Annotated in this window: 28 protein-coding genes; 11 read left to right on the top strand and 17 right to left on the bottom strand. The window is 56.5% G+C overall.

All coding sequences use genetic code 11. From position 1 onward, the window contains the following. Window positions 1-307: 307 nt before the first annotated feature. From E5201_RS07965 to hemA, 12 genes are all read right to left on the bottom strand, one after another. On the bottom strand, window positions 308-733 hold the full coding sequence (locus tag E5201_RS07965; protein ID WP_140985514.1) for a hypothetical protein: 426 nt from the start codon (window positions 731-733) through the stop codon (window positions 308-310). A gap of 33 nt (window positions 734-766) precedes the next feature. Beyond that, a complete protein-coding gene (gene thiL, locus E5201_RS07970) occupies window positions 767-1735 on the bottom strand; it encodes a thiamine-phosphate kinase (RefSeq protein ID WP_140985515.1) in 969 nt (322 codons plus the stop codon). Window positions 1736-1775: 40 nt separating this feature from the next. Continuing rightward, complete coding sequence (gene nusB / locus E5201_RS07975) at window positions 1776-2291, bottom strand: transcription antitermination factor NusB (protein ID WP_140985516.1); 516 nt, start codon at window positions 2289-2291, stop codon at window positions 1776-1778. Next, window positions 2284-2757, bottom strand: a complete 474-nt coding sequence (locus E5201_RS07980; RefSeq protein WP_140985517.1) for a 6,7-dimethyl-8-ribityllumazine synthase — start codon at window positions 2755-2757, stop codon at window positions 2284-2286. Before E5201_RS07980 ends, nusB begins: the two co-directional genes overlap by 8 nt. Window positions 2758-2760: 3 nt before the next feature. Beyond that, complete coding sequence (gene ribB / locus E5201_RS07985; RefSeq protein WP_140985518.1) at window positions 2761-3903, bottom strand: 3,4-dihydroxy-2-butanone-4-phosphate synthase; 1143 nt, start codon at window positions 3901-3903, stop codon at window positions 2761-2763. A gap of 45 nt (window positions 3904-3948) precedes the next feature. Then, window positions 3949-4539: a riboflavin synthase gene (locus E5201_RS07990; protein WP_140985519.1), complete on the bottom strand. Its 591-nt coding sequence runs from the start codon at window positions 4537-4539 to the stop codon at window positions 3949-3951. Continuing rightward, complete coding sequence (locus E5201_RS07995; RefSeq protein ID WP_246050492.1) at window positions 4540-5202, bottom strand: RibD family protein; 663 nt, start codon at window positions 5200-5202, stop codon at window positions 4540-4542. Between the two features lie 3 nt (window positions 5203-5205). Beyond that, complete coding sequence (gene nrdR / locus E5201_RS08000; protein ID WP_140985520.1) at window positions 5206-5733, bottom strand: transcriptional regulator NrdR; 528 nt, start codon at window positions 5731-5733, stop codon at window positions 5206-5208. A 12-nt stretch (window positions 5734-5745) separates the two neighbouring features. After that, the gene (gene glyA, locus E5201_RS08005; RefSeq protein ID WP_246050494.1) at window positions 5746-7038 is read right to left on the bottom strand and encodes a serine hydroxymethyltransferase; all 1293 of its coding nucleotides are present in this window, start codon (window positions 7036-7038) and stop codon (window positions 5746-5748) included. Between the two features lie 106 nt (window positions 7039-7144). Next, on the bottom strand, window positions 7145-7339 hold the full coding sequence (locus tag E5201_RS08010; RefSeq protein ID WP_140985522.1) for a DUF6898 family protein: 195 nt from the start codon (window positions 7337-7339) through the stop codon (window positions 7145-7147). Window positions 7340-7355: 16 nt separating this feature from the next. Then, window positions 7356-7775: a hypothetical protein gene (locus E5201_RS08015; protein ID WP_140985523.1), complete on the bottom strand. Its 420-nt coding sequence runs from the start codon at window positions 7773-7775 to the stop codon at window positions 7356-7358. A gap of 212 nt (window positions 7776-7987) precedes the next feature. Then, window positions 7988-9211 carry a 5-aminolevulinate synthase gene (gene hemA / locus E5201_RS08020; protein WP_140985524.1) on the bottom strand — a complete coding sequence of 408 codons (1224 nt, stop codon included), beginning with the start codon at window positions 9209-9211 and terminating at the stop codon, window positions 7988-7990. Between the two features lie 295 nt (window positions 9212-9506). Between hemA and E5201_RS08025 the strand changes: the two genes are divergently transcribed. From E5201_RS08025 to E5201_RS08045, 5 genes are all read left to right on the top strand, one after another. Beyond that, window positions 9507-10232 (top strand): GNAT family N-acetyltransferase, encoded by a 726-nt coding sequence (locus E5201_RS08025; RefSeq protein ID WP_140985525.1) that lies wholly within the window; start codon window positions 9507-9509, stop codon window positions 10230-10232. 79 nt (window positions 10233-10311) lie between these two features. Continuing rightward, window positions 10312-11274, top strand: coding sequence for a class 1 fructose-bisphosphatase (locus E5201_RS08030; protein ID WP_140985526.1), 963 nt, complete (start codon window positions 10312-10314; stop codon window positions 11272-11274). Between the two features lie 109 nt (window positions 11275-11383). Further along, the gene (locus tag E5201_RS08035; RefSeq protein WP_140985527.1) at window positions 11384-11932 is read left to right on the top strand and encodes a hypothetical protein; all 549 of its coding nucleotides are present in this window, start codon (window positions 11384-11386) and stop codon (window positions 11930-11932) included. A 30-nt stretch (window positions 11933-11962) separates the two neighbouring features. Beyond that, a complete protein-coding gene (gene hemB, locus E5201_RS08040; protein ID WP_140985528.1) occupies window positions 11963-12961 on the top strand; it encodes a porphobilinogen synthase in 999 nt (332 codons plus the stop codon). Between the two features lie 99 nt (window positions 12962-13060). Further along, window positions 13061-14533: an SEL1-like repeat protein gene (locus E5201_RS08045; RefSeq protein WP_140985529.1), complete on the top strand. Its 1473-nt coding sequence runs from the start codon at window positions 13061-13063 to the stop codon at window positions 14531-14533. 10 nt (window positions 14534-14543) lie between these two features. Here the strand turns inward: E5201_RS08045 and E5201_RS08050 are convergent, their stop codons facing one another. Beyond that, window positions 14544-15443, bottom strand: a complete 900-nt coding sequence (locus tag E5201_RS08050; protein ID WP_342774732.1) for an NAD(P)-dependent oxidoreductase — start codon at window positions 15441-15443, stop codon at window positions 14544-14546. Further along, entirely contained in the window at window positions 15427-15966 is a 540-nt protein-coding gene (locus tag E5201_RS08055; protein WP_246050496.1) for a flavin reductase family protein, read from the bottom strand. The genes E5201_RS08050 and E5201_RS08055 overlap by 17 nt, the downstream gene beginning before the upstream one ends. 200 nt (window positions 15967-16166) lie before the next feature. On the opposite strand from E5201_RS08055, the gene E5201_RS08060 reads away from it, so the two are divergent. From E5201_RS08060 to E5201_RS08075, 4 genes are all read left to right on the top strand, one after another. Next, complete coding sequence (locus E5201_RS08060; RefSeq protein ID WP_140985532.1) at window positions 16167-17069, top strand: flagellar motor protein MotB; 903 nt, start codon at window positions 16167-16169, stop codon at window positions 17067-17069. Window positions 17070-17190: 121 nt separating this feature from the next. Further along, complete coding sequence (locus E5201_RS08065) at window positions 17191-17919, top strand: arginyltransferase (RefSeq protein WP_140985533.1); 729 nt, start codon at window positions 17191-17193, stop codon at window positions 17917-17919. Window positions 17920-18001: 82 nt separating this feature from the next. Beyond that, on the top strand, window positions 18002-18271 hold the full coding sequence (locus E5201_RS08070) for a metal-sensitive transcriptional regulator (protein ID WP_140985534.1): 270 nt from the start codon (window positions 18002-18004) through the stop codon (window positions 18269-18271). A 10-nt stretch (window positions 18272-18281) separates the two neighbouring features. Then, window positions 18282-20492, top strand: coding sequence for a copper-transporting P-type ATPase (locus tag E5201_RS08075; RefSeq protein WP_181404568.1), 2211 nt, complete (start codon window positions 18282-18284; stop codon window positions 20490-20492). On the opposite strand, the gene folK is transcribed toward E5201_RS08075, so the two are convergent. Beyond that, on the bottom strand, window positions 20473-21048 hold the full coding sequence (folK, locus tag E5201_RS08080; protein WP_140985535.1) for a 2-amino-4-hydroxy-6-hydroxymethyldihydropteridine diphosphokinase: 576 nt from the start codon (window positions 21046-21048) through the stop codon (window positions 20473-20475). The genes E5201_RS08075 and folK overlap by 20 nt on opposite strands. A gap of 35 nt (window positions 21049-21083) precedes the next feature. Here folK and E5201_RS08085 point away from each other — a divergent pair, with 35 nt between their 5' ends. Beyond that, window positions 21084-21671, top strand: a complete 588-nt coding sequence (locus E5201_RS08085) for a LabA-like NYN domain-containing protein (protein ID WP_140985536.1) — start codon at window positions 21084-21086, stop codon at window positions 21669-21671. Between the two features lie 232 nt (window positions 21672-21903). On the opposite strand, the gene smpB is transcribed toward E5201_RS08085, so the two are convergent. Both smpB and dapA read right to left on the bottom strand, forming a co-directional pair. Then, window positions 21904-22380, bottom strand: a complete 477-nt coding sequence (gene smpB / locus E5201_RS08090) for an SsrA-binding protein SmpB (RefSeq protein WP_140985537.1) — start codon at window positions 22378-22380, stop codon at window positions 21904-21906. Between the two features lie 2 nt (window positions 22381-22382). Continuing rightward, a complete protein-coding gene (gene dapA / locus E5201_RS08095; RefSeq protein WP_140985538.1) occupies window positions 22383-23273 on the bottom strand; it encodes a 4-hydroxy-tetrahydrodipicolinate synthase in 891 nt (296 codons plus the stop codon). A gap of 197 nt (window positions 23274-23470) precedes the next feature. On the opposite strand from dapA, the gene E5201_RS08100 reads away from it, so the two are divergent. Further along, window positions 23471-25606, top strand: a complete 2136-nt coding sequence (locus tag E5201_RS08100; protein WP_140985539.1) for a lytic transglycosylase domain-containing protein — start codon at window positions 23471-23473, stop codon at window positions 25604-25606. Window positions 25607-25760 lie beyond the last annotated feature (154 nt).

A 25760-nucleotide genomic window follows, 5' to 3' on the forward strand; every position in this document is an offset into this window, starting at 1 on the left:
CTTTTTTGTGTAACACTCAAAACAGGATGGTTATTTCTATGAAGGTCATCCCGCTTTCGAAAGGCCTGAACACGCAACACATACTTTTTCTGAAGTCTTTCGGGCAAAAATCGATAGAGATCACCGTTAAAACTCAGGACTTACTAGCCGCACAGAGTTTATGAGTCGCCCCATTACGCTCCGTGACCGGTGCGCGAGAGTGCCAAAACTTATGCAGTGGCGCAAGTCGTGGAATTTAAATAATAATCAGTGGAAATTGAGATCATTTATTACTGCATTGCAGCAATAAACCCGCAAACGGAAACACCTATTGCTGGCGGCGTTGCGGGTTCTGCATCGTGATTTCAACGGATTTAATCGTGCCTTTACCGGTAATACGGCTGAATTCACCGATCATCACCGGTTCAAACAAGGCTTCGTCGATCCGGTCACGCTTTTCCCGCGTTGCAAAAGAATGACGATGCGCCGCGCGTATCAGCGCATCACGCAACATGGGTTCCTGCGTGGTTATTTTCATCTGATCAGCCTTGGGCGTCAGATGTACATCAATGCTGACAAACACATAGTTGACGACCCGCCTGTCAAAAACGACCGGCAAGGCGACGGGGGCAAGGCGTACATATTTTTTGTTGCCCGCGCCCTCTTTCTTCGGAGGGGCTGCGGCATGCGCCCCTAAGGGACACAGGGCAACGAAAGCCATCATCAGGGCACGGCGGTCTATAAATCGGCTCATGCCGCAAGCTTAGACCTTAATGGTTGAAAAGCTCTAAAGGGGGTGAACAAAACCCATGACATCGGTGTCCACCAGCCGGTTATCCGAATAAAGCCGTACCACAGGCGTCTCGGATTTTACGCAAGCGCCGATATCGGTAAATCCTGCCGCGCGCAGAACTTCGGCCCCCTTGGTGTTGGCGCTGCACAATATCTGATAGTCGTCACCGCCGCTGACCAGATCAAGCGGTGACGCCCCAAGCCGGATAGCCGCCCGGGCCGCCAGCGAGGTCGGCACCCGATTAAGATCGATAGTGATATCCACACCGCTGGCCTTCGCCAGATGCGCCGCATCCGCCAGAAGCCCGTCGGAAATATCCATCGAGGCATGGGCATGACGTAACACAATATCCGCCAGATCATCGCGTGGTTCCGGCAATCGATAGGCCCGCACCAGTTCTTCCTGATCGGCCTCACTCAGTTCATCAAATTCGCCCCTCAGAACACGTAAGCCCAGATGCGCGTCGCCGATATTTCCTGCCACAAGCAGGTGGTCGCCGTCTTTCACCCCCGCACGTGACAGGGTACGCCCCTTGGGGGCATGGCCAAAGGCGGTAATGGAGAGCAATAATGGCCCGTCAGTGGCAACCGTATCCCCGCCAAACAGATCAAAATCAAACAGTTCCTGATCGATCTTAAGACCTGAGGCAAACAGGGCCTTGGCCTCATAGGACATCCCACGTGGCCAGGCGGTCAGAAGCTGATAGCCATAAGGGGCCGCGCCCTTGGCCACCAGATCGGAGATATTGACCCGCAACAGCTTGCGCGCCACCTGATCCAGCGGATCGGTCGAAAGGAAATGCACGCCCTCAACCATGGCATCGGTGGTGACCACAAGGTCAAACCCTTCGCGCGCACTGAGGACGGCGACATCATCGATCAGCCCCCTCGCCTCGGCATTAATGCCCGCCAGAGGTTTAAAGAGCTGATTTATAATACCGAATTCGCTGTGATCGGGTTCCATAACGACATCCTCCGACCTGAACCACACATTCAGATCATGGCTACGTACGTACAACCTTGGCTATAGCATCCAATGCGCCGTTGACAAAGGGGGCTTCGTGATCGCCAAAAAAAGCTTTGGTGATTTCAACATATTCGTTGATTACGACTTCCTTGCCAATGTCGGTGCGGAACTTCAGTTCCCATGTACCGGCGCGCAAAATCGCCCGCACCGTGGTATCCACCCGCTCAAGCCGCCAGTTGGACGCCAGATGCTCGGAAATCAGACCGTCGATTTCGGTTTGTTCCTTAACAACGCTGCGCAGGCCTTCGGCAAAGAAGGCCTCATCTGCGGCCCCGAGTGTTTCGCCCTCGATATCGCCATCAAAGCGAAAATCCGAAAATTCGCGGATGACAGACTCAACGCCGGTTCCGGCCAGTTCCATCTGATACAGCGCCTGCACCAGCACCAGACGCGCCACGGTGCGTGCGCGCTTGTCCTTGAGGCTCAAGTGTTTCTTGTCTGCGGCATTAAGCTGTTCAATAACCGCCTGAAGACTTTGGGGCGCCTCAGCCATGTGCGCCTCCGCTCATCAGGGACTTCTTGAGGCCAATCATATCCAGACACACCTTGGCGACCGTGCCGCCCTTATCGCCTTCGGAGCGACGCGCCCGCGCCCAGGCCTGCGCCTCATCCTCAACCGTCAGGATACCATAGCCGATGCACAATAGCTGACGCACCGACAGATCCATCAGCCCGCGCGCCGATTCATTACAGACATAATCATAGTGCGTGGTTTCACCACGAATAACGCAACCGAGCGCCACATAGCCGTCATAGGCCCGGCCTGCGGGGCGACGCGAGGCTTCCTCGGCCATGGAAATGGCGGCGGGCACCTCAAAAGCACCGGCAACCGTCACGACATCATAGTCGGCACCATAGGCCTCAAGGGCCGCCTTGGCCCCCGACAAAAGTTCATCGGAAATGTCGTTATAAAAACGGCTTTCCACGATCAGAACACGCAAAGGGGTTTCAATGGTCATGGTTTAACCCAAAGCCTTCCAGTCAATAATTTTAAGGCCATACCCTTCAAGAGCGGCCGGACGCGGGTTGGAATCACTGAGCGCGATCATGTCCCGCACACCAAGATCAAGCAGGATTTGCGCACCAACACCGTAATCGCGCAAGCCCCTTGAGCCTGATCCCTCAGACCCGTCCACGGAAAACCGTGCCGACAATACGGTCGGATCAGGGTCACGCAGCATGACCATGACCGCAGGGCCATCATATTCCGCCAGCTTTTCCAATGCTTTTTCGACCCGTCCGGAACGATCCCCGTTGACGGCCCCCAAGACATCCGAAGCAATATCAAGCTGGTGCATGCGCACCAGTGTCGGCTTGTTCGGGGTCGGCTGATGCTTGACGAGCGCCAGATGCTCAGAATTATCAAGGCGGTTACGATAGACAAACAGGCGGAACGTCCCGCCCCAGCGGCTCTCGAAACTGCGCTCAAGCACCCGATCGACAAAGCGTTCGGTGCGGCGGCGATAGGCGATCAGGTCGGCAATCGTACCAATCTTCAGGCCATGCAGCTGGGCGAACTGAATGAGGTCGGGCAGACGCGCCATCGACCCGTCATCATTCATGACCTCACAGATAACCCCAGAGGGATAAAGTCCGGCCATGCGCGAAATATCGACGACCGCCTCGGTATGGCCGGCGCGCACCAGCACGCCGCCGTCACGCGCCACCAGCGGAAACACATGTCCGGGGCTAACGATATCATCGGGGCCTTTGGTCGGATCAATGGCCACAGCCACGGTGTGTGCACGGTCATGGGCCGAAATACCGGTCGTAATGCCTTCCTTCGCCTCAATCGCCACCGTAAAGGCCGTGCCGTTACGCGCCCCGTTTTCCGCAGCCATCGGCGGCAGACGCAGGGTTCTGGCCCGCTCACCCGTCAGGGCCAGACAGATCAGGCCGCGCCCGAAGCGGGCCATGAAATTGACCACGGCAGGCGTGGCCATCTGGGCGGGAATACAGATATCCCCTTCGTTTTCACGATCTTCGGCATCTACCAGAATATAGGGACGTCCGTTGCGCGCGTCTTCAAGAATATCTTCAATCGCCGAAATGGGATTTTCGGGATCAAACGACACCTCGCCGGTGGTCAATGGGGGAAAGCTCATAGTACTCATATCTCCGGAGCGCCCAAAATGCGTGAACGCATAGGATCAGGCCGTTTCGCGCCATCTGGCGGCATAACGCGCCATCAGATCAATCTCAAGGTTTAGTTTACCGCCCTCGCGCATTTGTCCCAGTGTCGTATAGGCCCAGGTATGCGGAATGATGTTGACGCCAAACACATCATCCTCAACTTCGTTGACTGTCAGGGATATGCCATCCAGCGTCACAGAGCCTTTGGGGGCAATATAACGATGCAAGGGCTTCGGCGCACGTATCTTAAGGCGATGGCTGTCACCATCAACCGTAATCGACACAAGTTCCGCCACGCCATCCACATGACCGGCGACCACATGCCCGCCCAGTTCGTCACCGATTTTCAGGGCGCGTTCCAGATTAACCCTATGGCCGACCTTCCAGCTATCGAGCGTCGTGAGTGATAATGTCTCGTGCGACAGCTCAACCGCATAGCGGCTATTGCCCTTTTCGACCACCGTCAGGCAGCACCCGGCATGGGCAATGGACGCCCCAATATCGATGCTGCTCAGATCATAGGCGCTTTTGACTTCAAAGCGTGCGCCACCGGAATGGCGTACAATAGAAACGACCTCGCCTACATCCGTGATTATGCCGGTAAACATCTACTCTTCCCGCTCATAGCTTTCCCACAGGTCATTGCCGACGGCCTGAAGCCCTACACGTGTGAAACGAAACACATCGGCAATCGCCGCAATATCCAGAAAACCGAACACAGCGCGCCCGTCCCCTCCTAAGATAGAGGGGGCGCGGAACCATTCAAGACGATCCACGCAGTCAGCCTTGACAAAAGCCGTGGCGACCACCGCCCCGCCTTCAACAAACAGACGTTCAATACCGTTCTGCCACAGGGCATCAAGCGCCGCCATCAGGTCGGCCCGCTGGTGATGAGAGGCTACCTTGATCTGACGCACACCGGCCGCCAGTATTTCAGGCGCCAGATCATGGGTCGTAATCACCCAGGTCGGAATAACCCGTGCCGTCTGCACCAACTTGGAAGACAGGGGCAGACGCCCTTTGGAATCAAGAATAACCCGCGTCGGCTGATAGCCCTCATAGCCCGCCAGACGCACCGTCAGTTCAGGATCATCCTTAAGGGCGGTTTCAATACCCACCAGAACCGCATCATGATTGGCGCGTAATTCATGCACGCAGCGCCGCGCCTCTTCGCCGGTAATCCAGCGGCTGTCGCCCGTGTGGGTCGCAATACGTCCGTCAAGCGTCGTCGCCAGTTTCAGCGTGACAAAGGGGCGGTTCAGAGCCTCCACCGCCTATGCATCATCCGTGGGCGACAGATCCTGCTCGCCTAAGCCGCGTTTGATCTGGGACGGCCCGTCCGGCGTCTCATTATCGAAGCCTTCGTGGCTAAGGAAATCGGCAAAATCCGAGGTCTGACGGAAGTCGCGATAGACCGAAGCATAGCGCACATAGGCCACCTCATCGAGGCTGCGCAAGGCTTTCATAATCAGTTCGCCGACCACTTCGGAACCGATATCGGTCTCACCGAGGCTCTCAAGCTGGCGGACAATGCCCGACACCATGCGGTCGACGCGCTCCTGCTCCACCGGACGCTTGCGCGTAGCGATGGCAATGGAGCGTTCCAGTTTTTCACGGTCAAAGGGCGTGCGGCGGCCTGAGCGCTTGACGATCATCAGCTCACGCAGTTGCACGCGCTCAAACGTCGTAAAGCGTCCGGCACATTCCGGGCAGGAACGGCGGCGGCGAATGGCTGCCCCATCCTCGGAGGGACGGGAATCCTTGACCTGAGATTCAGGATGTCCGCAGAAAGGGCAGCGCATCAGTTTTTACCTTTAGCTATAGATCGGGAAACGCGCGGTCAGGGCCTTTACCTTTTCACGTACCGTTGCGACAACGGCTTCATCCGGCTGACCGGAGTTGGAGGCCATGCTGTCCACGACATCGGCAATCAGATTACCAATGGTGCGGAACTCGTCTTCACGGAAGCCACGCGTTGTGCCCGCAGGCGTCCCAAGACGCACACCTGAGGTGATGGTGAAGGGTTGCGGGTCAAACGGAATACCGTTCTTGTTGCAGGTGATGAAGGCATGCTCAAGGGCCGCTTCGGTCGCCTTGCCGGTCTGACCCTTCGGGCGCAGATCAACCGACAGGACGTGGCTGTCGGTGCCGCCGGAAACAACCCCCAGACCGCGTTCGATCAGGGTTTCGGCCAGTGCACGGGCATTGGCCACGACCTGAGCGGCATATTGCTTGAATTCCGGCTGAAGCGCCTCACCGAAGGCCACGGCCTTACCGGCGATGACGTGCATCAGGGGCCCACCCTGAAGGCCGGGGAATACCGCCGAGTTGATCTTCTTGCCCAGTGCTTCGTCGTTGGACAGGATCAGGCCGCCACGCGGGCCACGCAGGGTTTTATGGGTCGTCGTTGTCACCACGTGGGCGTGCGGCAGCGGATCAGGATACTGACCACCGGCCACCAGACCGGCATAGTGGGCCATATCCACAAACAGATAGGCCCCGACGCTGTCGGCGATTTCGCGGAAACGCTTGAAGTCAATGTGACGGCTGTAGTTCGAGGCACCGGCGATGATCAGCTTCGGCTTGTGTTCCTTGGCCAGAGCTTCGACCTGATCATAGTCGATCAGGTGGTTGTCTTCGCGCACACCATAGGGAACAACATTGAACCACTTGCCCGACTGGTTGGCGGGCGAACCGTGCGTCAGGTGACCGCCACAGGCCAGATCCATGCCCATATAGGTGTCGCCCGGTTGCAGCAGCGTGAAGAACACCGCCTGATTGGCATTGGCCCCAGAGTGCGGCTGCACATTGGCATAGGCACAGTTAAACAGCTTTTTGGCGCGTTCAATAGCCAGACGCTCAACCTCATCGACATACTCACAACCGCCATAGTAACGGCGTGACGGATAGCCTTCGGCATATTTGTTGGTAAGCACCGAACCTTGCGCCTCAAGGACGGCTTTCGAGACGATATTTTCAGAGGCGATCAGCTCAATCTGATCCTTCTGACGCGTCAGTTCGCCCGTAATCGCCGCCAGAACATCGGCATCGGCAGTCGCCAGATCATTGCTGAAATAACCTTTGGGGACAAAACTAGTCACGGGCATAATCCTGTATGTTAGGGTGTGGCAACGCTATATATAGCGTTGGTAACGCGAAATTGCGGCCTGTATAGCCTATACGCGCACGATTCCAAGCCTAATTTTCAGCCCCTCAGGCCCAATATCCGGTGCGCGGCGGCTTAAGTGTCTGAAGCTTGTTTTTCAGTTTCTGTATCGCCAGATTTTTGACCGACACCGGATCATTGGCAGGCCCCATGGCGCTGACCTCCTCACCGGTTTCAGCGTCAACCGCGATCACCTTCAGGTAGGCGCCGTTACGATGATATTCGAGCAATATTTCGGACATCGGAGCAACCGTTCAATTAACAGCGATGACGCCTGAAAGCGGCCCCATCGTCCAGCAGCATGTCAATATATTGCCCGTCAGCGGATTTTACAAACCGGAAACTGTCTTTCCAGACCTCTCCCTCCCCCGTCATCTCCGCCTCTATGGTGATCTGATCCCCCTGTCCGGTCGCACGGATGACCCGCCCCGAACTTTCCCAGAAGATGAGCCTGTCACCCTCAATCACCAGACGGCTTTCACCTGTTTCACAGTCTGATTTACCGGCAGCCCACAGACCACGCCATTCCGCAGGGACGGATTCAGTCCGCCATACGGCCTCGGCCACCTGAGACGCGTCAGGCACCGCCACGCTGCTGACCACCGTTTCCGTATCATCGCGCGGCGAACAGGCGCACATTAATGACGATAACACGCCCATAAGCATCAAGGCCCGCATAGCAAAACTCCGGCAAACGACAGGTCATGTCATTTACCGGAGTCAGAAACAAAAAATCTATCGGTTGTTTAAGAGAGTGTTTCAAAAGTTTGGAGTCTGTGACTAAAAGGCGTTTCTTCGAGAACCGAAGCGCAGCGTACTTGAGTACGTGAGCATCGGAAGCGCAGAAGATGCGTCTTTGCAGGCCAGAAAACGATCTTTTGAAATAGTCTCTAGGCCACCGCAGGCATACGCGCCACATTACAATGGGCCCACAGCTTGTCCATAGCCTCAACCAGCGCATCCATCATCGCATCGTCATGATCAGGCGACGGCGTAAAGCGCAAACGCTCGGTGCCCTTAGGCACGGTCGGATAGTTGATCGGCTGAACATAGATACCAAAATCATTGAGTAGCATGTCCGAGATCATCTTGCAGTGCTTGGCGTCACCGACCAGCACCGGCACGATGTGCGACACCGACGGCAGAACCGGAATGCCGCATTCACGGAAGCGACGCATCAATGTCTGGGCGCGTTCCTGATGGGCAACGCGGCGCTCATTATGTTCTTTCAGGTAACGCACCGACGCCGTGGCACCGGCCATGACCGTAGGCGGCAGAGAGGTCGTAAAGATGAAACCCGGTGCCCACAGACGCATGGCGTCAACAAAGGCCGCTGAACCGGCAACATAGCCGCCCATCATGCCAAACGCCTTACCCAATGTGCCTTCGATAATGTCGATCTGATCCATGACGCCGTCGCGCTCGGCCACACCGGCCCCGCGTTCACCATAAAGGCCCACCGCATGCACTTCGTCGATATAGGTCAGGGCGCTATATTTCTTCGCCAGCGCAATCGTACCGGCAATGTCCGAAATGTCGCCATCCATCGAATAGACCGACTCAAAGGCAATCAGCTTGGGCGCATTGACCGGAGCCGCCTTAAGCAGTTCCTCAAGATGTTCCAGATCGTTATGACGATAGACGTGCTTTTGTCCGCCGCCGTTACGGATGCCGGTAATCATCGAATTGTGGTTGAAGGCATCCGAAAAGATGATCAGCCCCGGCAGAACCTTATAGAGCGTCGAAAGGGTCGCATCATTGGCCACATAGCCCGAGGTGAAGACCAACGCGGCCTCCTTGCCATGCAGGTCGGCCAGTTCGGCCTCAAGTTCATTGTGATACCAGGTGGTGCCTGAAATATTACGCGTTCCGCCGGAACCCGAACCGGTTTCATCAATGGCTGTGTGCATGGCCTCAAGGACGACAGGGTTTTGCCCCTGCCCCAGATAGTCATTGGAACACCAGACAACCACGTCCTGCTCCGTGCCGTCTTCCTTTGCCCATGTGGCGCGCGGGAAATCACCGTTTTTGCGCTTGAGGTTGGCAAAAACGCGGTAACGGCCTTCGGAACGAACCGTATCAACAGCGGCCTGAAAGGCGGCAGAGTAATCCATTTGCGATCTATACCCGCGGGCGTTTTCACGTCCACAGGCCCTCGGTACATCGTTATCGGGCTTATAGCCCGTGATCTTTAAGGTCAGGATATAGGCTTTTATCCCTACCTTGAACAGGGCTTATGCCATAAACAAACGCCTTTCGCCTGTTTTTTCTGTCGCTGAACCGTGCGCATAATGACGCAGGCAAACCCTTAATTTAGCTCATGCAAATCATTCTGAATTTGCTCCGCAACAGATTGCAAGCCTGTCGCCCGGACGGTAAAAGCCGCTCCATAATAACCGGAAACGCTTCATGCCCTTAAACTATGACACCCTAAGCCCGTCTCTCGGCGTGCGTGAAAACCAATTTGGCGACCCGATCGGCAAGGCAGTGCCGGACTGGAAAGGCTGTGCGCGCCTGCCGGACACGGACCTTTCAGGCCGCACCTGCCGCGTCATTCCTTATGCCATTGACCATGCTGACGACCTGTATAAGGCCTACGCACGCGATGACGGGCGCATGTGGAGCTATCTGCCCTATGGCCCCTATCAAAGCCCCTCAGACGTTCATAACGGCATCATGGACTGGCAGGACAATAAGGGCCTGCAGACCTTCACTATACTGAAAGATAACACCCCCGTGGGCCACGCCAGCTTCATGCGCTATGACCTGCATAACGGCAGTGTCGAAATCGGCGGCGTGACCTTCTCACCCTTGCTTCAGCGCTCAACCGCCGCCACCGAAGCCATGTACCTGATGATGAAACACGCCTTCGATCACGGTTTCCGCCGCTATGAATGGAAGTGCAACCAGCTGAACTGGCCCTCAAGCCACGCCGCACAGCGTCTGGGCTTTACCTTCGAAGGCGTTTTCCGCAACGCACAGGTGGCCCGCGAAGGTCGCCGTGATACCGCCTGGTATTCCGTCATTGCCGAAGAATGGCCACAGGTACGCGCCCGCCTCGAAACCTGGCTTGATCCGGCCAATTTTGACGCCAGTGGCCAGCAAATCCGCGCCTTGAGAGACATTCCGCTCTGACATAGGTGCAATACGGGTGCAATCCTTTGGCCTTTGGTGTAAGCCTCAGCCAAATCTTTCCTCATCAGCGATAATAAAAATGCCCACATATCTGCCCGCCTTCCTTGATACCCTTGAGGCTCCCGCAAGCCTTCGCCAGCTGATCATCAACATTGCCGAGGCCTGCCGCGACATTGGCCAGACGGTCAATAACAGTGCCCTCAATAATCTTCAGGGCGAACTGGCACAGGAAAACGTGCAGGGCGAAGTCCAGAAGCAACTGGATGTCATTGCCAATGACTTGATGCTTGAGCCCGCCCGCTGGGATGGCCTCGTCAGCGCGCTGGCTTCCGAAGAGATGGACACTATCTACCCGTTGCCGTCAAAAGGCGATTATCTCCTGACCTTTGATCCGATTGACGGCTCAAGCAATATCGACGTCAACGGTCTGGTCGGCACTATTTTTTCCGTTCTGCCATCCCCCTCAGGCGAAGTGACCGAAGCCGACTTCCTGAAAGCCGGTCAGGAACAGGTGGCCGCCGGTTATGCCATCTATGGCCCGCAGACGACATTGCTGTTTACATTGGGTCAGGGTGTGCACGCCTTTACGCTTAACCGCGATACCGGTGCGTGGGTGCTGATCAACCCGTCGGTACGCCTGCCCGAATCAACCGCTGAATTTGCCATAAACATGGCTTATCAGCGCCACTGGCATCCGCCTGTACGTCGCTATGTCGAGGAATGTCTCGCCGGAAAGACCGGCCCCCGCGCTAAGGATTTCAATATGCGCTGGCTGGCCTCGATGGTTGGCGACCTGCACCGTATCCTGACGCGTGGCGGTGTTTTTGTTTACCCGACCGATACACGCAAAGGCTCTGAAAATGGCAAGCTGCGCCTGCTCTATGAGGTAGCGCCCTTTTCTTTCCTGATTGAACAGGCAGGCGGCATGGCCACCGATGGCCGCGACCGGATTCTTGATATCGTACCCCATAGCCTGCATCAGCGCACCGGCGTGGTTCTTGGGGTGCGCGAAGAGGTAGAAACGGTTAAATCATACCATTAAATCCGTTCCACCCTACCCATAATTAACGCCGCATTTGCCATGCGGCGTTTTTTTTGCGATTATGCGCGATTGTTAAATCTACGCGTAGCCCCCAAAAGGACACCGTACAATGAGCGTTTCCTCACCTAAAGCCACTATGGACAATCCGTTTTCACAACGTGTCGACGCCTTGAGTGCGCTGGAAACAGATGAACGCAATCTCGCGTTTATCATCTATGTGCTTATGTGTTTAAGCCCGCTATCACTGGGCCTGACCGCCCTGATTGCCGTCGGACTGGCCTATATCAAAAAGAATAATTGCTCGACCTTTGTACAGACCCATTTTCGGTATCAAATCAAAAGCTTCTGGGTCGCTTTTGTCATCTGGGCACTGGCCACCTTCATCGCCGTGCTCTGTACCGGTTTCACCATCTTCAGCTTTGCTAATCTGATCTTAAGCCAGACTGGCATCGCCAACTGGCAGACCCTGCAATTTGACCTCACCCGTCTTGATATGAGCCGCCTGTCTGTTCCGGGCATGCTGGCGATTGTTGCCGGTTTCTGCATCTCGGCAGGCCTCACCGTACTGGCAACACTGTGGATGGTATTCGCGTCCATTCGTGGCTTTTTACGCCTTAATGATCACAAACCCATTGGCAAACGCTTCGTCAAAGCCTAGATCGACCTTAAGTTTTACGAGGTTGAGTTCATGACGTTTTCCCCGATCACCGGTGCCTATCCTCTGGCCCGCCCGCGTCGTTTGCGTCAAAGTCCGTGGGTGCGCGATCTGGTGGCCGAAACACGCCTGTCGCCCGCCGACCTCATCTGGCCGATCTTTGTCCACGATAAGGATAAGGCCCGTGACCCGATTGCCTCATTGGCCGGTGTTGACCGCCTGAGCATCGCTGAGGCCGTCAAGGACGCCCGCGATGCCCGTGATCTCGGTATTCCGGCCATTGCCCTGTTCCCCAATATTGATGCCCGCCTGCGCAGTGACGATGCAAAGGCCGCTTACGACCCTGACGGTCTGATCGCGCAAACCTGCCGCGCCATTAAGGCTGCCGTGCCGGATATTGGCCTGATCGTCGACGTCGCGCTTGATCCCTTCACCTCACATGGCCACGATGGCATCCTTGAGGGGGAACGGATACACAACGAAAAAACCATTGAAATCCTGATCCAGCAAGCCATTGTTCAGGCCGAGGCCGGTGCCGATATCGTCGCCCCGTCGGACATGATGGACGGGCGCATCGGTGAAATCCGCAAAGCCTTCGAGGCGCGCGGTCTAGGCGACAAGCTGATCATGTCCTATGCCGCCAAATACGCTTCGGCCTTTTATGGCCCCTTCCGTGATGCGGTCGGCACCAATGCTCTGAAAGGTGACAAGAAAACCTATCAGATGGACTCAGCCAACAGCGACGAAGCCCTGCGCGAAGTGGCGATGGATATTGAAGAAGGCGCCGATATGGTTATGGTCAAGCCTGGCCTGCCCTATCTCGATATTGTTCAGCGCGTGTCCGAGACTTTCCGCGTGCCCACCTTTGTCTATCAGGTGTCCGGCGAGTATGCGATGATCAAGGCCGCCGTGGAAAAAAGCTATGCCGACCATGACAAGGCGATGTTTGAGACGCTTCTGGCGTTCAAGCGTGCCGGAGCCTCAGGCATTCTGACCTATTTTGCGCGTTACGCGGCTGAAAAGATGAAATAATCATCTATGTGCACATAAAGCCAATTCCGCTTGACGTCAGCACAACCCTGCCTTTAAGTCTGCTGATAAACAACAAAGTATAAGCCAAGGCAGGGGACCATGCATATTTTCAGACACCTCACTGGCGCGACTGTGCTCGCTGCCCTGTGTTTACCCCTGCCTGCTCTGTCCCAAAACTCGACTGCGACCGGCGCGCCGTCGGATACGACGGCTGAGGTCACGATTGTCGGAAAGAAGGCCCTGCCCTCTACCGACCCCAAAGAGCTGATGATATCGCCAAACATTTCGCGATCCTGTGCCTTCATGGATGATTACAATCCAAATCAGGATGACGTGATGCTCAACTACCTTCAAAGTTTCGGACATCTGGAGTCGGAGTACAACGACGGTACGGGCCGCTTCAGGGAATCCAGTCCCTACGGCGATGTATCTCGCAATCCAAATTACCAATCAACGACAGATGTCGAAAATAGCGTAATGTCTTCGGACGATACCGCCACGATATCTTCCTGCGGCCCTGCCGATAGAGCGTTTGCCGCCGGACGCAACTTTATTCAGCGCAACGACACCACTTTGCGCGACGCTTTTACTGCCTTTGATGCCGAAGATTACCCTGCGGCGCTGAAACTATTTAAAGCCGCGTGGGATAAGATCGGCTATCAGAACGCTGCCTTCATGTTGGGTAAGATGCACCTGATGGGCATGGGCACTGAAAAAAACACGCCCGAAGCCATCAAATGGTTTAAGGCCGTCGCCAATATTCCGTTTAATCCGCAAAAGGACCGTCATGGTTTTGACCCTGAAAATCCAGACTATATGGACGTTCGGGCAGACGCTATAACGACGCTTGCGCGCATCTATATGACCGGGCATGACGTTCCCAAAGACTCCGCAGAGGCACGCAAGTGGTATCAAAAAGCCGAATATATAGGCTTTGTCCCCGCAGGGAATACAGTCGCCAGCATGTATGAATCCGGCTACGGCGGCCCTAAAGATATTAAGCGCGCTTTTAAATCCTATGAGCAGGCGGCAAAACTGGGTTACGGCCCGGCACAATACAATCTGGGCCGACTGTATGAGGCCGGCGATGGTGTCACCTCTGATCAAGAACTGGCCAGTGGATGGTATCAGGAGGCAGCCAAAAACGGCCACGCCGAGGCCCTGTACAAGATGGCGCATCGCTATGATCTCGGTGAAGGCGGCTTGCCACATAATCCGGAAACGGCCCTGGTCTATTACAAGGAAGCCGCCATCAAGGGTCAGCCCGATGCCCTGAACGCCATTGGCGCTTCATTTTATTCCGGTGAAGGTCTAGACAAGGATCCCTTCGCCGCCCGCAAATGGTTTGAACAGGCCGCCTTACGCGGGCAACCTGACGCCATGTTTAACCTTGGGGTTATGCTGATGAACGGCGAAGGCGGCAATGTTGACAACGCCATGGCCTATGTGTGGTTCAACCTTGCCAAACAAAGCGGACACGAAAACGCCGACGCGGCCTTAAAAGCGATGGAACCCAAACTCACCGTAGAAGACCGCGCCAAGGCGCAAAACCTGCTCAACCCTCAGGCTTAGAGCACCCCTCTTACTTAGACCTTCTGGCCTCAAGGCGGGCATGCAGGGCGGATGTATCCCAGCGTGCCCCGCCCATGGCCTGCACCTCGGAATAAAACTGATCGACCAGAGCGGCGACCGCCAGATGCGCCCCGTTTAAGCGCGCCTCATCGAGCGCAATCCCCAGATCCTTGCGCATCCAGTCAACGGCAAAGCCGAAGTCATATTTGTCTTCGGCCATACTCGCCCAGCGGTTCGACATCTGCCATGACCCCGCCGCACCGGCTGAAATCGCCTGAAACACCAGATCAGGCGCAAGTCCCGCACTTTTGGTGAAATGCAGCGCCTCGGCGACACCCTGAACGGCACCGGCAATGGCAATCTGATTGGCCATCTTGGCCATCTGTCCAGCCCCCGCCTCACCAATACGGATAATCGATTTGGTGTAGGGTTTTGTCAGTTCGACGATGCGCTCAAACTGCGCCGCTTCTGAGCCGACCATAATACTCAACTGGCCGCTTTCGGCACCGGCCTGACCGCCGGACACCGGCGCATCAGCAAAATGCAGCCCCTTTTCGCGGCTGAGAACCGCCAGTTCCTGCGCCAGTCTGGCCGAGGTTGTGGTGTGATCAATAATCAGCGCCCCCACCTTCAGTCGCGGTAAGGCGCGTGTCACCAGATCGCGCACATCCTCGTCACGCCCGACACACAAAATAAGGACATCCGCCGTTTCAACCAACGCTTCGAAATCCGCACTACAGGCAGCCCCCGAAGCCTGCGCCCACGACTCGGCCTTGGCGGGTGAGCGGTTATAGCCCACGACCTCAAAACCGGCTTTCAGCAGATGAGAAGCCATGGGCGCCCCCATGACGCCTAAGCCCGCAAACAGAATACGCATGGAATGCCTTTTTCTTTTAGGATTTAACCGGATGGGTCTGGCCGTAACGTCCACGGAAATAGGTCAGGCCATGCCCGCCAAAATGTTGCTCGGACTGGGCAAAATGTTCAACCTCACCGACAATCACCAGATGATCCCCCAGCACGCGCGTCTCATACTGGCGGCATTTCACCCAGGCCAGAGACTCATGCAGATGCAAAGGTTCGGCAGGATGCGTAAGGGTCTCATTATCTCGCACAAACGGATATTCCCGGAAAAAACGGTCTGCGAGAGGTTGCTGATCCGCCGTAAGTATATTGATACCGAAGCTTTTAGCCTCGGCAAAGATTTTATAGCGCTCGGACGTAAGCCCCAGCGACCACAGCACCAGTTTTGGCTCAAGCGACACTGACGCAAAAGAATTGATCGTCATACCCATGACCCGGTCATTGCCTTCAGGGTCCGGTGTCAGCACCGTCACCACCGCCACGCCCGTGGCAAAGGTGCCGAGCACATGACGATAGGCCAGATGATCCGTTAAGGGGCGTTCCGTCACCGGATGGTCTGCGCTGCTCAATACGTGCCTCTTTGCCGTTTTCCATACGCACAAGGTCACAGCCTCAGGCGCGTTCATACCAATATAGGCGGCGTTTTCCCTATTGGCTACAGAGAGATGGCCGCAAAACCATCACAGCTTGCCGAAGGCCTGCCGGTCAACCCCCTGTTAAGATTAATATTGCATAAGTTTAGCCATATAAACCTTAAACAGAACTGCTCATGGCCGCGCGCGACAATCCGATTGTCATCAAAAAAGTTAAAAAGGTCGTCGGTGGTGGGCACCACGGCGGCGCATGGAAAGTCGCCTATGCCGACTTCGTGACCGCAATGATGGCCTTCTTTCTGTTGATGTGGCTGATCAATATGACATCCCCCGAACAGAAGCGCGGTATTGCCGACTATTTTGCACCCGCCAGCGTCTCTCAGTCGACCAGCGGTTCAGGCGGGATTCTGGGTGGCACGGCCATCGGACAGGATGGCGTGAAATCCGAAGGTTCCATGGCCTTTATCGAGCAAATGGCCCCCGAAGCCCCAAATGCGCAGGACCGCGATGGCACCGCAGCTCATAACGCCAACCTGTCGCAAACCCCCGAAGACCTGTTGCGCGAAGAACTGCAAAAGCGGGAGGAAGCCTCATTCCGGTCAGCCGCCGAATCCTTACGTCAGGCGCTTCAGGACATGCCCGAACTGACGGAGCTGTCCAAAAACATTCTTGTTGATCAGACCCCCGAGGGCCTGCGTATCCAGATCATCGATCAGGAAGGCCGACCGATGTTCCGTGCCAACGCCGCCCAGCCCAATACCCATGCCCAGACCCTGCTGCGGGCAGTCTCTCAGGTCATCAACCAACTCCCTAACCGCGTCACCATCAGTGGCCACACCAGCGCCAGCCGAAACGCCGCCTCAGCCGATTCGGACTGGAAACTGTCTGCTGACCGCGCCAATGCCGCCCGCTCGATCCTGCAAGCCTCAGGTGTCGATCAGGATCGCATCTATCAGGTATCCGGTAAGGCCGCCAAGGAACCGCTCTATCCCGACGACCCGACTCTGGCCGGCAACCGCCGCATTACTATCGTCCTGTTGCGTGAAGCGCCCGTTTTGCCGGATAATCCGCGCCTGTAACGGACTATTTATAAAAAAGACTGTTCAAAGACACTTCTCAGAAGCCCGAATTTAGGCTCTCATGGCCTGATGTCGTCAGAGCGCAGACTCGTCTCGCGGGCCATGAGGTATTTGATTTATCATGAGTGAGCATTTTCCCGGACGAAAGCTCAGATATTATCTGACCATTCCGGGGCCATGTCCTTATCTGGAAGGTCAGGAAGAACGGAAGGTGTTTGTCCACCTGCCGCCGCTTGAGGCTATCAATGTCAACGACCAGCTGTCGGCCATAGGTTTCCGCCGCTCACAAAACATTGCCTATCGTCCCGCCTGTCCGGCCTGCCGCGCCTGTCAGTCGGTGCGCATCCCCGTCAAGGACTACAGCCTCACCCGCACTGACCGGCGCATCGTCAAACGCAACAGCGATCTGACCCGCCACTTCGTTGAGGCCGAAGCCACCCGCGAACATTATGAACTGCTTCAGGCCTATCTGGCCTCGCGCCACCCTGACGGCGGCATGATGGACATGACCTGGCCCGATCTGGTGGCCATGATCGAAGACACACTGGTGCGTACCCACATCATCGAATACCGGCTTGAGGGGCGTCTGGTCGGTGCGGTTCTGGTTGATGCGCTTAATGACGGCCTGTCGATGGTCTATAGCTTCTATGACCCGCAACACATGAGCCGCTCACTGGGACGCTTCATCATCCTTGATCATATCGCTCAGGCCCAGCGCTCTGGCTATGCCTATGTTTATCTGGGTTACTGGGTCAAGAACAGCCCCAAGATGGATTACAAGGCGCGCTATAAACCTTTGGAATCCCTAACTGATTACGGCTGGTTGCCGGTACATTCCGACGACAGCTGACCTGCTGCGTCAAAACGACCGGTTGCCTTTTGCGCCTTAACGGCCCATATACCCCCCAAGGGTATAATCAGGAGCCGTTATCTTGGCCGCACATCCGTCTCATAAATCCCAGCTTTCGCGTCTGAACCGCGCCTCAGGGCAAATCGACGGCATCAAACGTATGATCGAGGAAGACCGCTACTGTGTCGATATTCTGACGCAGCTTAAGGCCGTGCGCAGCGCGTTGAAAACCATCGAGCTTTCGGTGCTTGAAACCCACATGCACGCCTGCCTGAAACAGTCAGGCCATGACGATGCCCAGCGCGATCAGAAGATCGAAGAAATCCTGTCGCTCCTCAGAAAATACGAATAGGCCCGTCCTGATGTCACATGACCCCAAGTCCCATAGCTGTCACACACCTGAGCCTGAGTTGGTCAAGTCCTGCTGCGGAGGCCATCACGCCACACCCGCCGCGCCCCCACCGGCCAATGCCCATGAACTGATCTATACCTGCCCCATGGACCCCGAAGTGCGTCAGCTTGGCCCCGGCACCTGCCCGAAATGCGGCATGGCGCTGGAGCCGGATGTCGTGACCCTCGAAGAGCAGGAAAATCCTGAACTCAAGGACATGACCCTGAGATTTTGGGTATCCGCCGCCCTAAGCCTGCCGGTGCTCATATGGGTCATGGGGTCACACGTCTTTGGCTGGGAACACCATATAAGCCACAGCCTGTCGAACTGGGGGCAACTGATTTTGGCCACGCCAGTGGTTTTGTGGGGCGGTGCGCCTTTCTTTCAGCGGGGCTGGCAGTCTATCCGCACCGGCAATCTGAATATGTTTACCCTGATTGCTATCGGCACAGGGGTGGCCTGGGCCTATAGCGTCATGCTCACCCTGTTCCCCGATCTTTTTTCCGGCACAGGGCAGACTACCCATGTCTATTTTGAAGCCGCCGCCGTCATCACCACCCTTGTCCTGCTCGGTCAGGTGCTGGAGCTTAAGGCCCGCGCCCAGACCGGCAACGCTATCCGCGCCCTTTTGCGTCTGGCACCGGAAACCGCGACACGCCTGAAGGACGGCCTTGAGGAAACCATACCCCTCGGTCATGTCCATGCCGGAGATATTTTACGCGTCCGGCCGGGCGAAAAAATCCCGACCGACGGCGAAATCCTCAGCGGACGGACGCATGTCGATGAGTCGATGATTACCGGCGAATCCATGCCGGTATCAAAGTCCGAAGGTGAACACGTCACCGGCGGCACGGTCAACCAGATGGGCAGCTTCACCCTGACCGCCACTCGCGTCGGCGGCGATACCCTCCTGTCGCAAATCGTCGCTCAGGTCGCTTCGGCCCAACGCTCCCGCGCCCCCATTCAGCGCGTGGCCGATAAGGTGTCTGCGTGGTTTGTCCCCGCCGTCATCGCTATTGCCATAGCGACCTTTGCTATCTGGGGGTGGGTCGGGCCGGAACCGAAACTAAGCTTTGCGCTGCTTAATGCCATTGCCGTTCTGATTATTGCCTGCCCCTGTGCGCTGGGTCTGGCGACGCCTATGTCGATCATGGCAGGTACAGGCCGCGCGGCCCGCGCCGGCATCCTGATCCGTGACGCTGCAGCGCTTGAGGCCTTTCAAAGCGTAGATACCCTGCTGATCGACAAGACCGGCACCCTGACCGAAGGCAAGCCCAAACTGATCGCCGTCAAAACCATTGGCGACCGTGACGAAGACCATCTGCTGTCGCTGATCGCCTCGCTTGAGCGGTTAAGCGAACACCCGATTGCCAACGCCATTGTCGAGGAGGCAAAGGCCAGAAACCTGCCGCTGCACGAAGCTCAGGACTTCGACTCCCCTACCGGCAAGGGCGTCACTGGCATCGTCGAGGGCGTATCACTGGCGCTGGGTAATGCCGCCCTGCTCAGCGATTTCGGTCACGATGATAAGGCCCTCAAAGACCTGTCACGCCCCTATCGCGAAGCCGGTCAGACCGTCATCTATGTACTGGCCGACAACCGGCCCGCAGGCATTGCCGTCGTCGCTGATCCCATAAAGGCGACCACGGCCGAAGCCCTGAAAGCGCTGAAGGCCGAAGGTTTGCATATCGTCATGCTGACCGGTGACAATGAACTGACTGCGCGTGCTGTAGCCCGTGAACTGGGGATTGACGCCGTCGAAGCCGATGTCCTGCCCGCCCGTAAGGCCGAGGTCGTGCAATCGCTTATCGCTCAGGGCCGCAAGGTCGCCATGGCCGGTGACGGGGTCAATGACGCCCCTGCCCTTGCCGCGGCGACGGTTGGCATCGCCATGGGCAATGGCACCGACATCGCTATGGAAAGCGCAAGCATAACCCTGCTCAAAGGAGACCTGAACGGCCTTGTCCGCGCCCGTAAACTGAGTCACGGCGTCATGACCAATATCCGTCAGAACCTGTGGTTTGCCTTTGGTTATAATGCGCTGGGTGTACCTGTTGCCGCAGGAATCCTTTATCCGGCCTTCGGTCTGTTGCTGTCGCCCATCCTTGCGTCGGTTGCCATGTCCTTAAGCTCAGTTTCAGTTATCGCCAACGCCCTGCGCATCAGGAATATGAAACTCTGATCTCGTCCGTCGTCTCGGCAATATGCGCATCACGTCCGACCGTTACCTCAGCATAAAGGTCGGATGCGGTGCGTTTCAGCACCGGATGCACCCAGTCAGGCGCAATCTCCGCCAGCGGCCCCATGACAAAGCCGCGTTCATGGGCGCGCGGATGCGGCACGATCAACCCGTCGCCTGAGATCACCTGATCATGATAGGCGATCATATCGAGATCGAGGGTACGAGGTGCGTTGACGTTTTTGTGATCAGATGTGTAGCGTACACGCCCTGCCTCTGCCTCGATTTTATGCAAATATTCCAGAAGCTGTTCCGGTGAATCAGAGGTTTCCACCTTGAGCACTGCATTCATATAGGGTGGGTCTGCTGGATCAGGCCAGGCCTCGGATTGCCACAGACTTGATACTGCTTTTACGCTAATATTTTCGCTTTGTAATTGCTTGACGACATTAACCAATGCCTGCATTGCAGAATGCCCCCCCCAGGGCAAATTTGCACCATAGGCGATGAAAATACCCTGTTCAGAATCCGGTGTTATATGGTAATGGGTTAGGGACATTTTATCCGGTTTTATTTTTAAGAAAGTAATTTAAGATGAGTTTCTATCCTACGGACAAAATTGCCCTATTTATAGATGGCGCCAATCTTTATTCGGCCGCCAAGGCGCTTAATTTTGACATCGACTATCGCAAGCTCCTCGATGAGTTCCGCAAGCGGGGCATTCTTATCCGCGCCTATTATTACACAGCATTGGTCGAAGGTGACGACTACTCCCCCATCCGTCCGCTGGTGGACTGGCTTGACTATAACGGCTTCACCCTGATTACCAAAACCGCCAAGGAATATACAGACGCGCAAGGTCGTAAACGCTGGCGCGGCGATATGGATATTGAAATCGCCTGCGACATGCTGGAAATCGCCGAAAGCGCCGACCATCTGGTGCTGTTTTCCGGTGACGGCGACTTCCGCCGCCTGATCGAAGCCGTCCAGCGCAAAGGCTGCCGCGTCACGGTTATCTCTACCGTTAAATCCCAGCCCCCCATGACCTCAGATGAACTGCGCCGTCAGGCCGATACCTTCATCGATCTGGCCGATCTGGCCGGTGTCATCGGTCGCCCGCGCCAGGCCGGTGGCGGCGCACAAGGCTCAACCCCGAAATTTGTTGACGAGTTCGAAGACTAGCAGGGCCTCAGGCCCTGCACCCGTTTGCCCCGAGGTATGTGACATCTTCCATTCGTTACCCCCCTCCCCGTTTACAGTGATATAGCGCCAGCGAAATTACAGCTTTCGCCAGCGTTGGGCGCGCGAAGTCCGCGACGGAGGGGGAAAACCCAACGTCATACACACACCCGAACATATACAGATGACCTGCGTTTAACCTCTGGTCTAACGGGTGCAGGGTCCGCGACCCTGCTCAGCCATGATCCTTGAGGATGCGCGCCTTTTCGCGGCCCCAGTCGCGTTTGGCTTCGGTTTCACGCTTGTCGTGCAGCTTCTTGCCCTTGGCTAGCGCGATTTCGACCTTCACCATGCCCTTATCGTTGAAATAGAGCTTGGTCGGCACGATGGTCATGCCTTCGCGCTGCACCGCAATGATAAAACGGTGAATCTCACGCCGGTGCAGCAACAGCTTACGGATACGGCGCGGCTCATGATTGAAGCGGTTGGCAAAACCGTAATGCGGCACATCGGCATTGATCAGGCACAGTTCATTACCCGCCTCAACTGACACATAGGACTCGGCGATATTCGCCCGCCCCTGACGCAGCGACTTGACCTCGGTGCCCGTAAGCACGATCCCTGCCTCGGTAAAGTTCTCAAGGAAGTAGTCAAATCGCGCGCGACGGTTTTCGGCGATGATCTTGTAATTGCTCTGGTCTTTTTCAGCCAATGTTACAGCCCTGCCAGTTTCAGCGCCGCATCAACCTGAGGCCGCACGGCTTCGGCACACGGCGTAATCGGCAAACGCACCTCATCGGTTGTCAGACCCAAACGGCTCAGGGCATATTTGGTCGGTGACGGCGACGCGTCATTGAACAACACCTTATGCAGGGTAATCAGCTGATCCTGAATGCGCCGCGCCTCGGCAAAATCATTGGCCACGCAGGCATTATACAATGCCACCATAGCTTCAGGGGCGACGTTCGATGTCACCGAAATGACCCCATGCCCACCATGCGCCACATAGCCCAAGAGCGTCGGATCATCGCCCGATATGAACGAGAAACCTTCCTCGACCGTCAGGCGCAGTTGGCTCATGCGCACCATATCGCCGGTTGCGTCCTTGATGCCGACAATATTAGGCAACTTCGCCAGACGGCTTACGGTGTCGTTGGAAATATCGACGACCGTACGCCCCGGTACATTGTACAAAAGAATGGGAACCTGCACGGCATCATTGATCGCCTTGAAGTGCTGATAAAGCCCTTCCTGCGACGGCTTGTTGTAATAGGGCGCAACCACCAGAACCGCGTCGGCTCCGACCGTCTTGGCATAATGACTAAGTTCAAGCGCCTCAGCCGTATTGTTAGAACCGGCACCGGCGATGACCTTTGCGCGACCGGCCACGGTCTCAACACACAGGCGCACGATTTCCTTGTGCTCTTCCATGCTGAGTGTCGAGGTCTCACCGGTCGTCCCGACCGGCACAATCCCGTGCACACCGGCCTGAACCTGGCGTTCCACCAGCGCTTTAAACGCCGCATAGTCCACCTGTCCGTCCTTAAAGGGCGTTACAATAGCGGTAATGACGCCATGAAACAGTGGAGTGTGAGCGCTGGACATAAGACCTATTCCGTTAAGCAGCAAAGCATATGTCCCTTGCCTTAAGACTTCCCTGAACGCGCTGCAACGACTTTGTACAGGAAATAGGTACAAGACGACACATCTCATTGCGCTTTTTGCCAAACCTGCCCATTCTTGGCCTTTATAGACAGCTAAAACCCATAATTTGATCAGGCATTAATACGGATATTAAAACCATGATTTTCAGACTCTCTGCGCCTAAAAACTACCGTCAGGCCCTGCTGGTAACCGCTCTGGCGGGTATGGCCATGACGCCTGTTTCCGCGCAGGAAGCCCCCCCCCCAGTTCTGCCCTCTGGCCCGCAACCCTATCAGGCCATTCAGGCCGCACAGGCCGAAAATGCCAGTTTTTCCACGGCTCTGGCGGCGGTAAAATCAAAGAACTTCACACTGGCCGAATCCTATCGCGCCTCCCTGCCCGATCCGGTCGCCCGCAAGATCATCCAGTGGGCCATTATCGACGGTGACGGGGCCAATATCTACGGTTTTGCCGCCCTTGATGCCGCCCGCCGCGACCTGTGGGGCTGGCCACGCGAATCAAAACGCCAGATTGCCGCCGAAAAACAAATTATTGTCTCCGGTTTGACCAGCGCCCAGATCATCGACTGGTTTACCGGTGCTCCGCCCCAGAGCGTTGACGGCGCCATTGCCCTGATCGGCGCCTATGAGCGTGAAGGCAAGACCGCAGAGGCGCAGGCGCTGGCCAAATCCTGGTGGCGCGATCAGGCCTTTGAACGCGCCGATCAGGATCGCTTCTATACCCAGTTCAGTCGCCACCTGAGCGCCGATGACCATAAGGCCCGCCTCAACACCCTGCTTCTGGGCGCGCAAGGCCCGGCCACGCAAGGCATGCTGGCCTATGTCGATGACCGCTCCCGTCAGGTGGCCGAAGCCGCAATGGCCCTGCGTTCCGGCTCAAGCCGTGGCACAACCCTTTATGAAGCGGCCTCAGCCGCCAATCCCCGCCATCCGGTGCTCGCCTATGAACGTGCGCGTTTCTTACGCCGCGCCAAGATGGAAACGCTCGGTTATGGCCTGATGGCCGACCTGCCCGAAGCCCCGGCCTCGACTGCAGCCATTAACAACCTGTGGACCGAGCGCCTGAGCTATTTCCGCAGCGCCGTGAAAAACCGCAACTATCAGGCCGCCTACGATTCCATGAAAGGCGGCGGTTTCCCCAATGGTGAGAAAAAAGCCGAGGCCGAATTCTTCGCTGGCTGGATCGCCCTGACACGCCTCAACCGCCCCGATCTGGCGGTCGGTCATTTCGAGAAAATCCGTGAGGCCGGCACCACCCCGATCACACAGGGACGGGCATATTACTGGCTTGGCCGCGCCTATGAGGCCCGCGGTCAGGCGGGCGATCCTGTCCTCGCCCATCAGGCCTATGCCGCAGGTGGCCAATTCATCTATGCCTTCTACGGTCAGCTGGCTGCGGAAAAAGCAGGCATCAAAACCCTTGATATCGGTAAGGACCCCGTCCCCACACCCGAAGACCGTGCCCGTTTTGAGAACCGTGACCTCGTCAAGGCCGCGCGTCTGCTGGCGCAATCGGGTGAGCGCGACCTGTTCAACAGCATGGTTCTGGCGCTTGATGACATGCTGCCCAATACCGAAGAAATGGCGCTTCTTTATGATCTGACCAAGGCCAATACCTCACCGGACGTCTCTATGCGTGTCGCCCGTGTCTCGATGCAGCGCGGCTTTTATCTACCTGAACGCGCCTACCCGATCCGCGCCATTCCTGCTGTAAAATCCCCCGAAGCCGCCTTTGTCCTCGGGATCACCCGTCAGGAGTCGGGCTTCGACCCCAATGTGCGCTCACACGCCAATGCGCGCGGCATGATGCAGCTTATCCCGCCGACCGCCCGTGCCGTAGCGCGGCGCATGTCCTTAAGCTATTCCGACGCCATGCTCTATGAGCCGGAATATAATATGTCGCTCGGGGCCTATCACTTAGGGGAACTGGTTGACCGTTTCGGCGGCTCCTACATCATGGCTGCCGCAGGCTATAATGCAGGCCCCGGACGTCCCGCCCAGTGGATCAATGACTGCGGCGATCCGCGCGGTGCTCAAGCCGATCCTCTGTGGTTCATCGAATGCGCCCCCTTCACCGAGACGCGCAACTATATGATGCGCGTCATGGAAAATACGCAGGTCTATCGCGCCCGCGTCAATGGCGGCACCGCGCCGCTTACCCCCTATGCCGATCTGCAACGCGGCATGGTGGTCAGCTATGTGCCCGACACCAGCGATACCGGCAACACCTCAACGCCGGACGGCCCGATCAACTATCTCGATCTGAAAAACTAGAATTCTATGAGGATGGTGAAGCGTGTGCTTTCCATCCTCTACTCTCCAAATATGCATTTCATTTATTTTTATTGCACCGCATCATCTTTAGGATGACAGAGTTTCAATGCGGGACTAGGCTCGGTGCAAGTCAAATTACGACCTGTGGAGGAGC

It is taken from the genome of Asticcacaulis tiandongensis (genome assembly GCF_006475605.1).
Classification (GTDB): domain Bacteria; phylum Pseudomonadota; class Alphaproteobacteria; order Caulobacterales; family Caulobacteraceae; genus Asticcacaulis; species Asticcacaulis tiandongensis.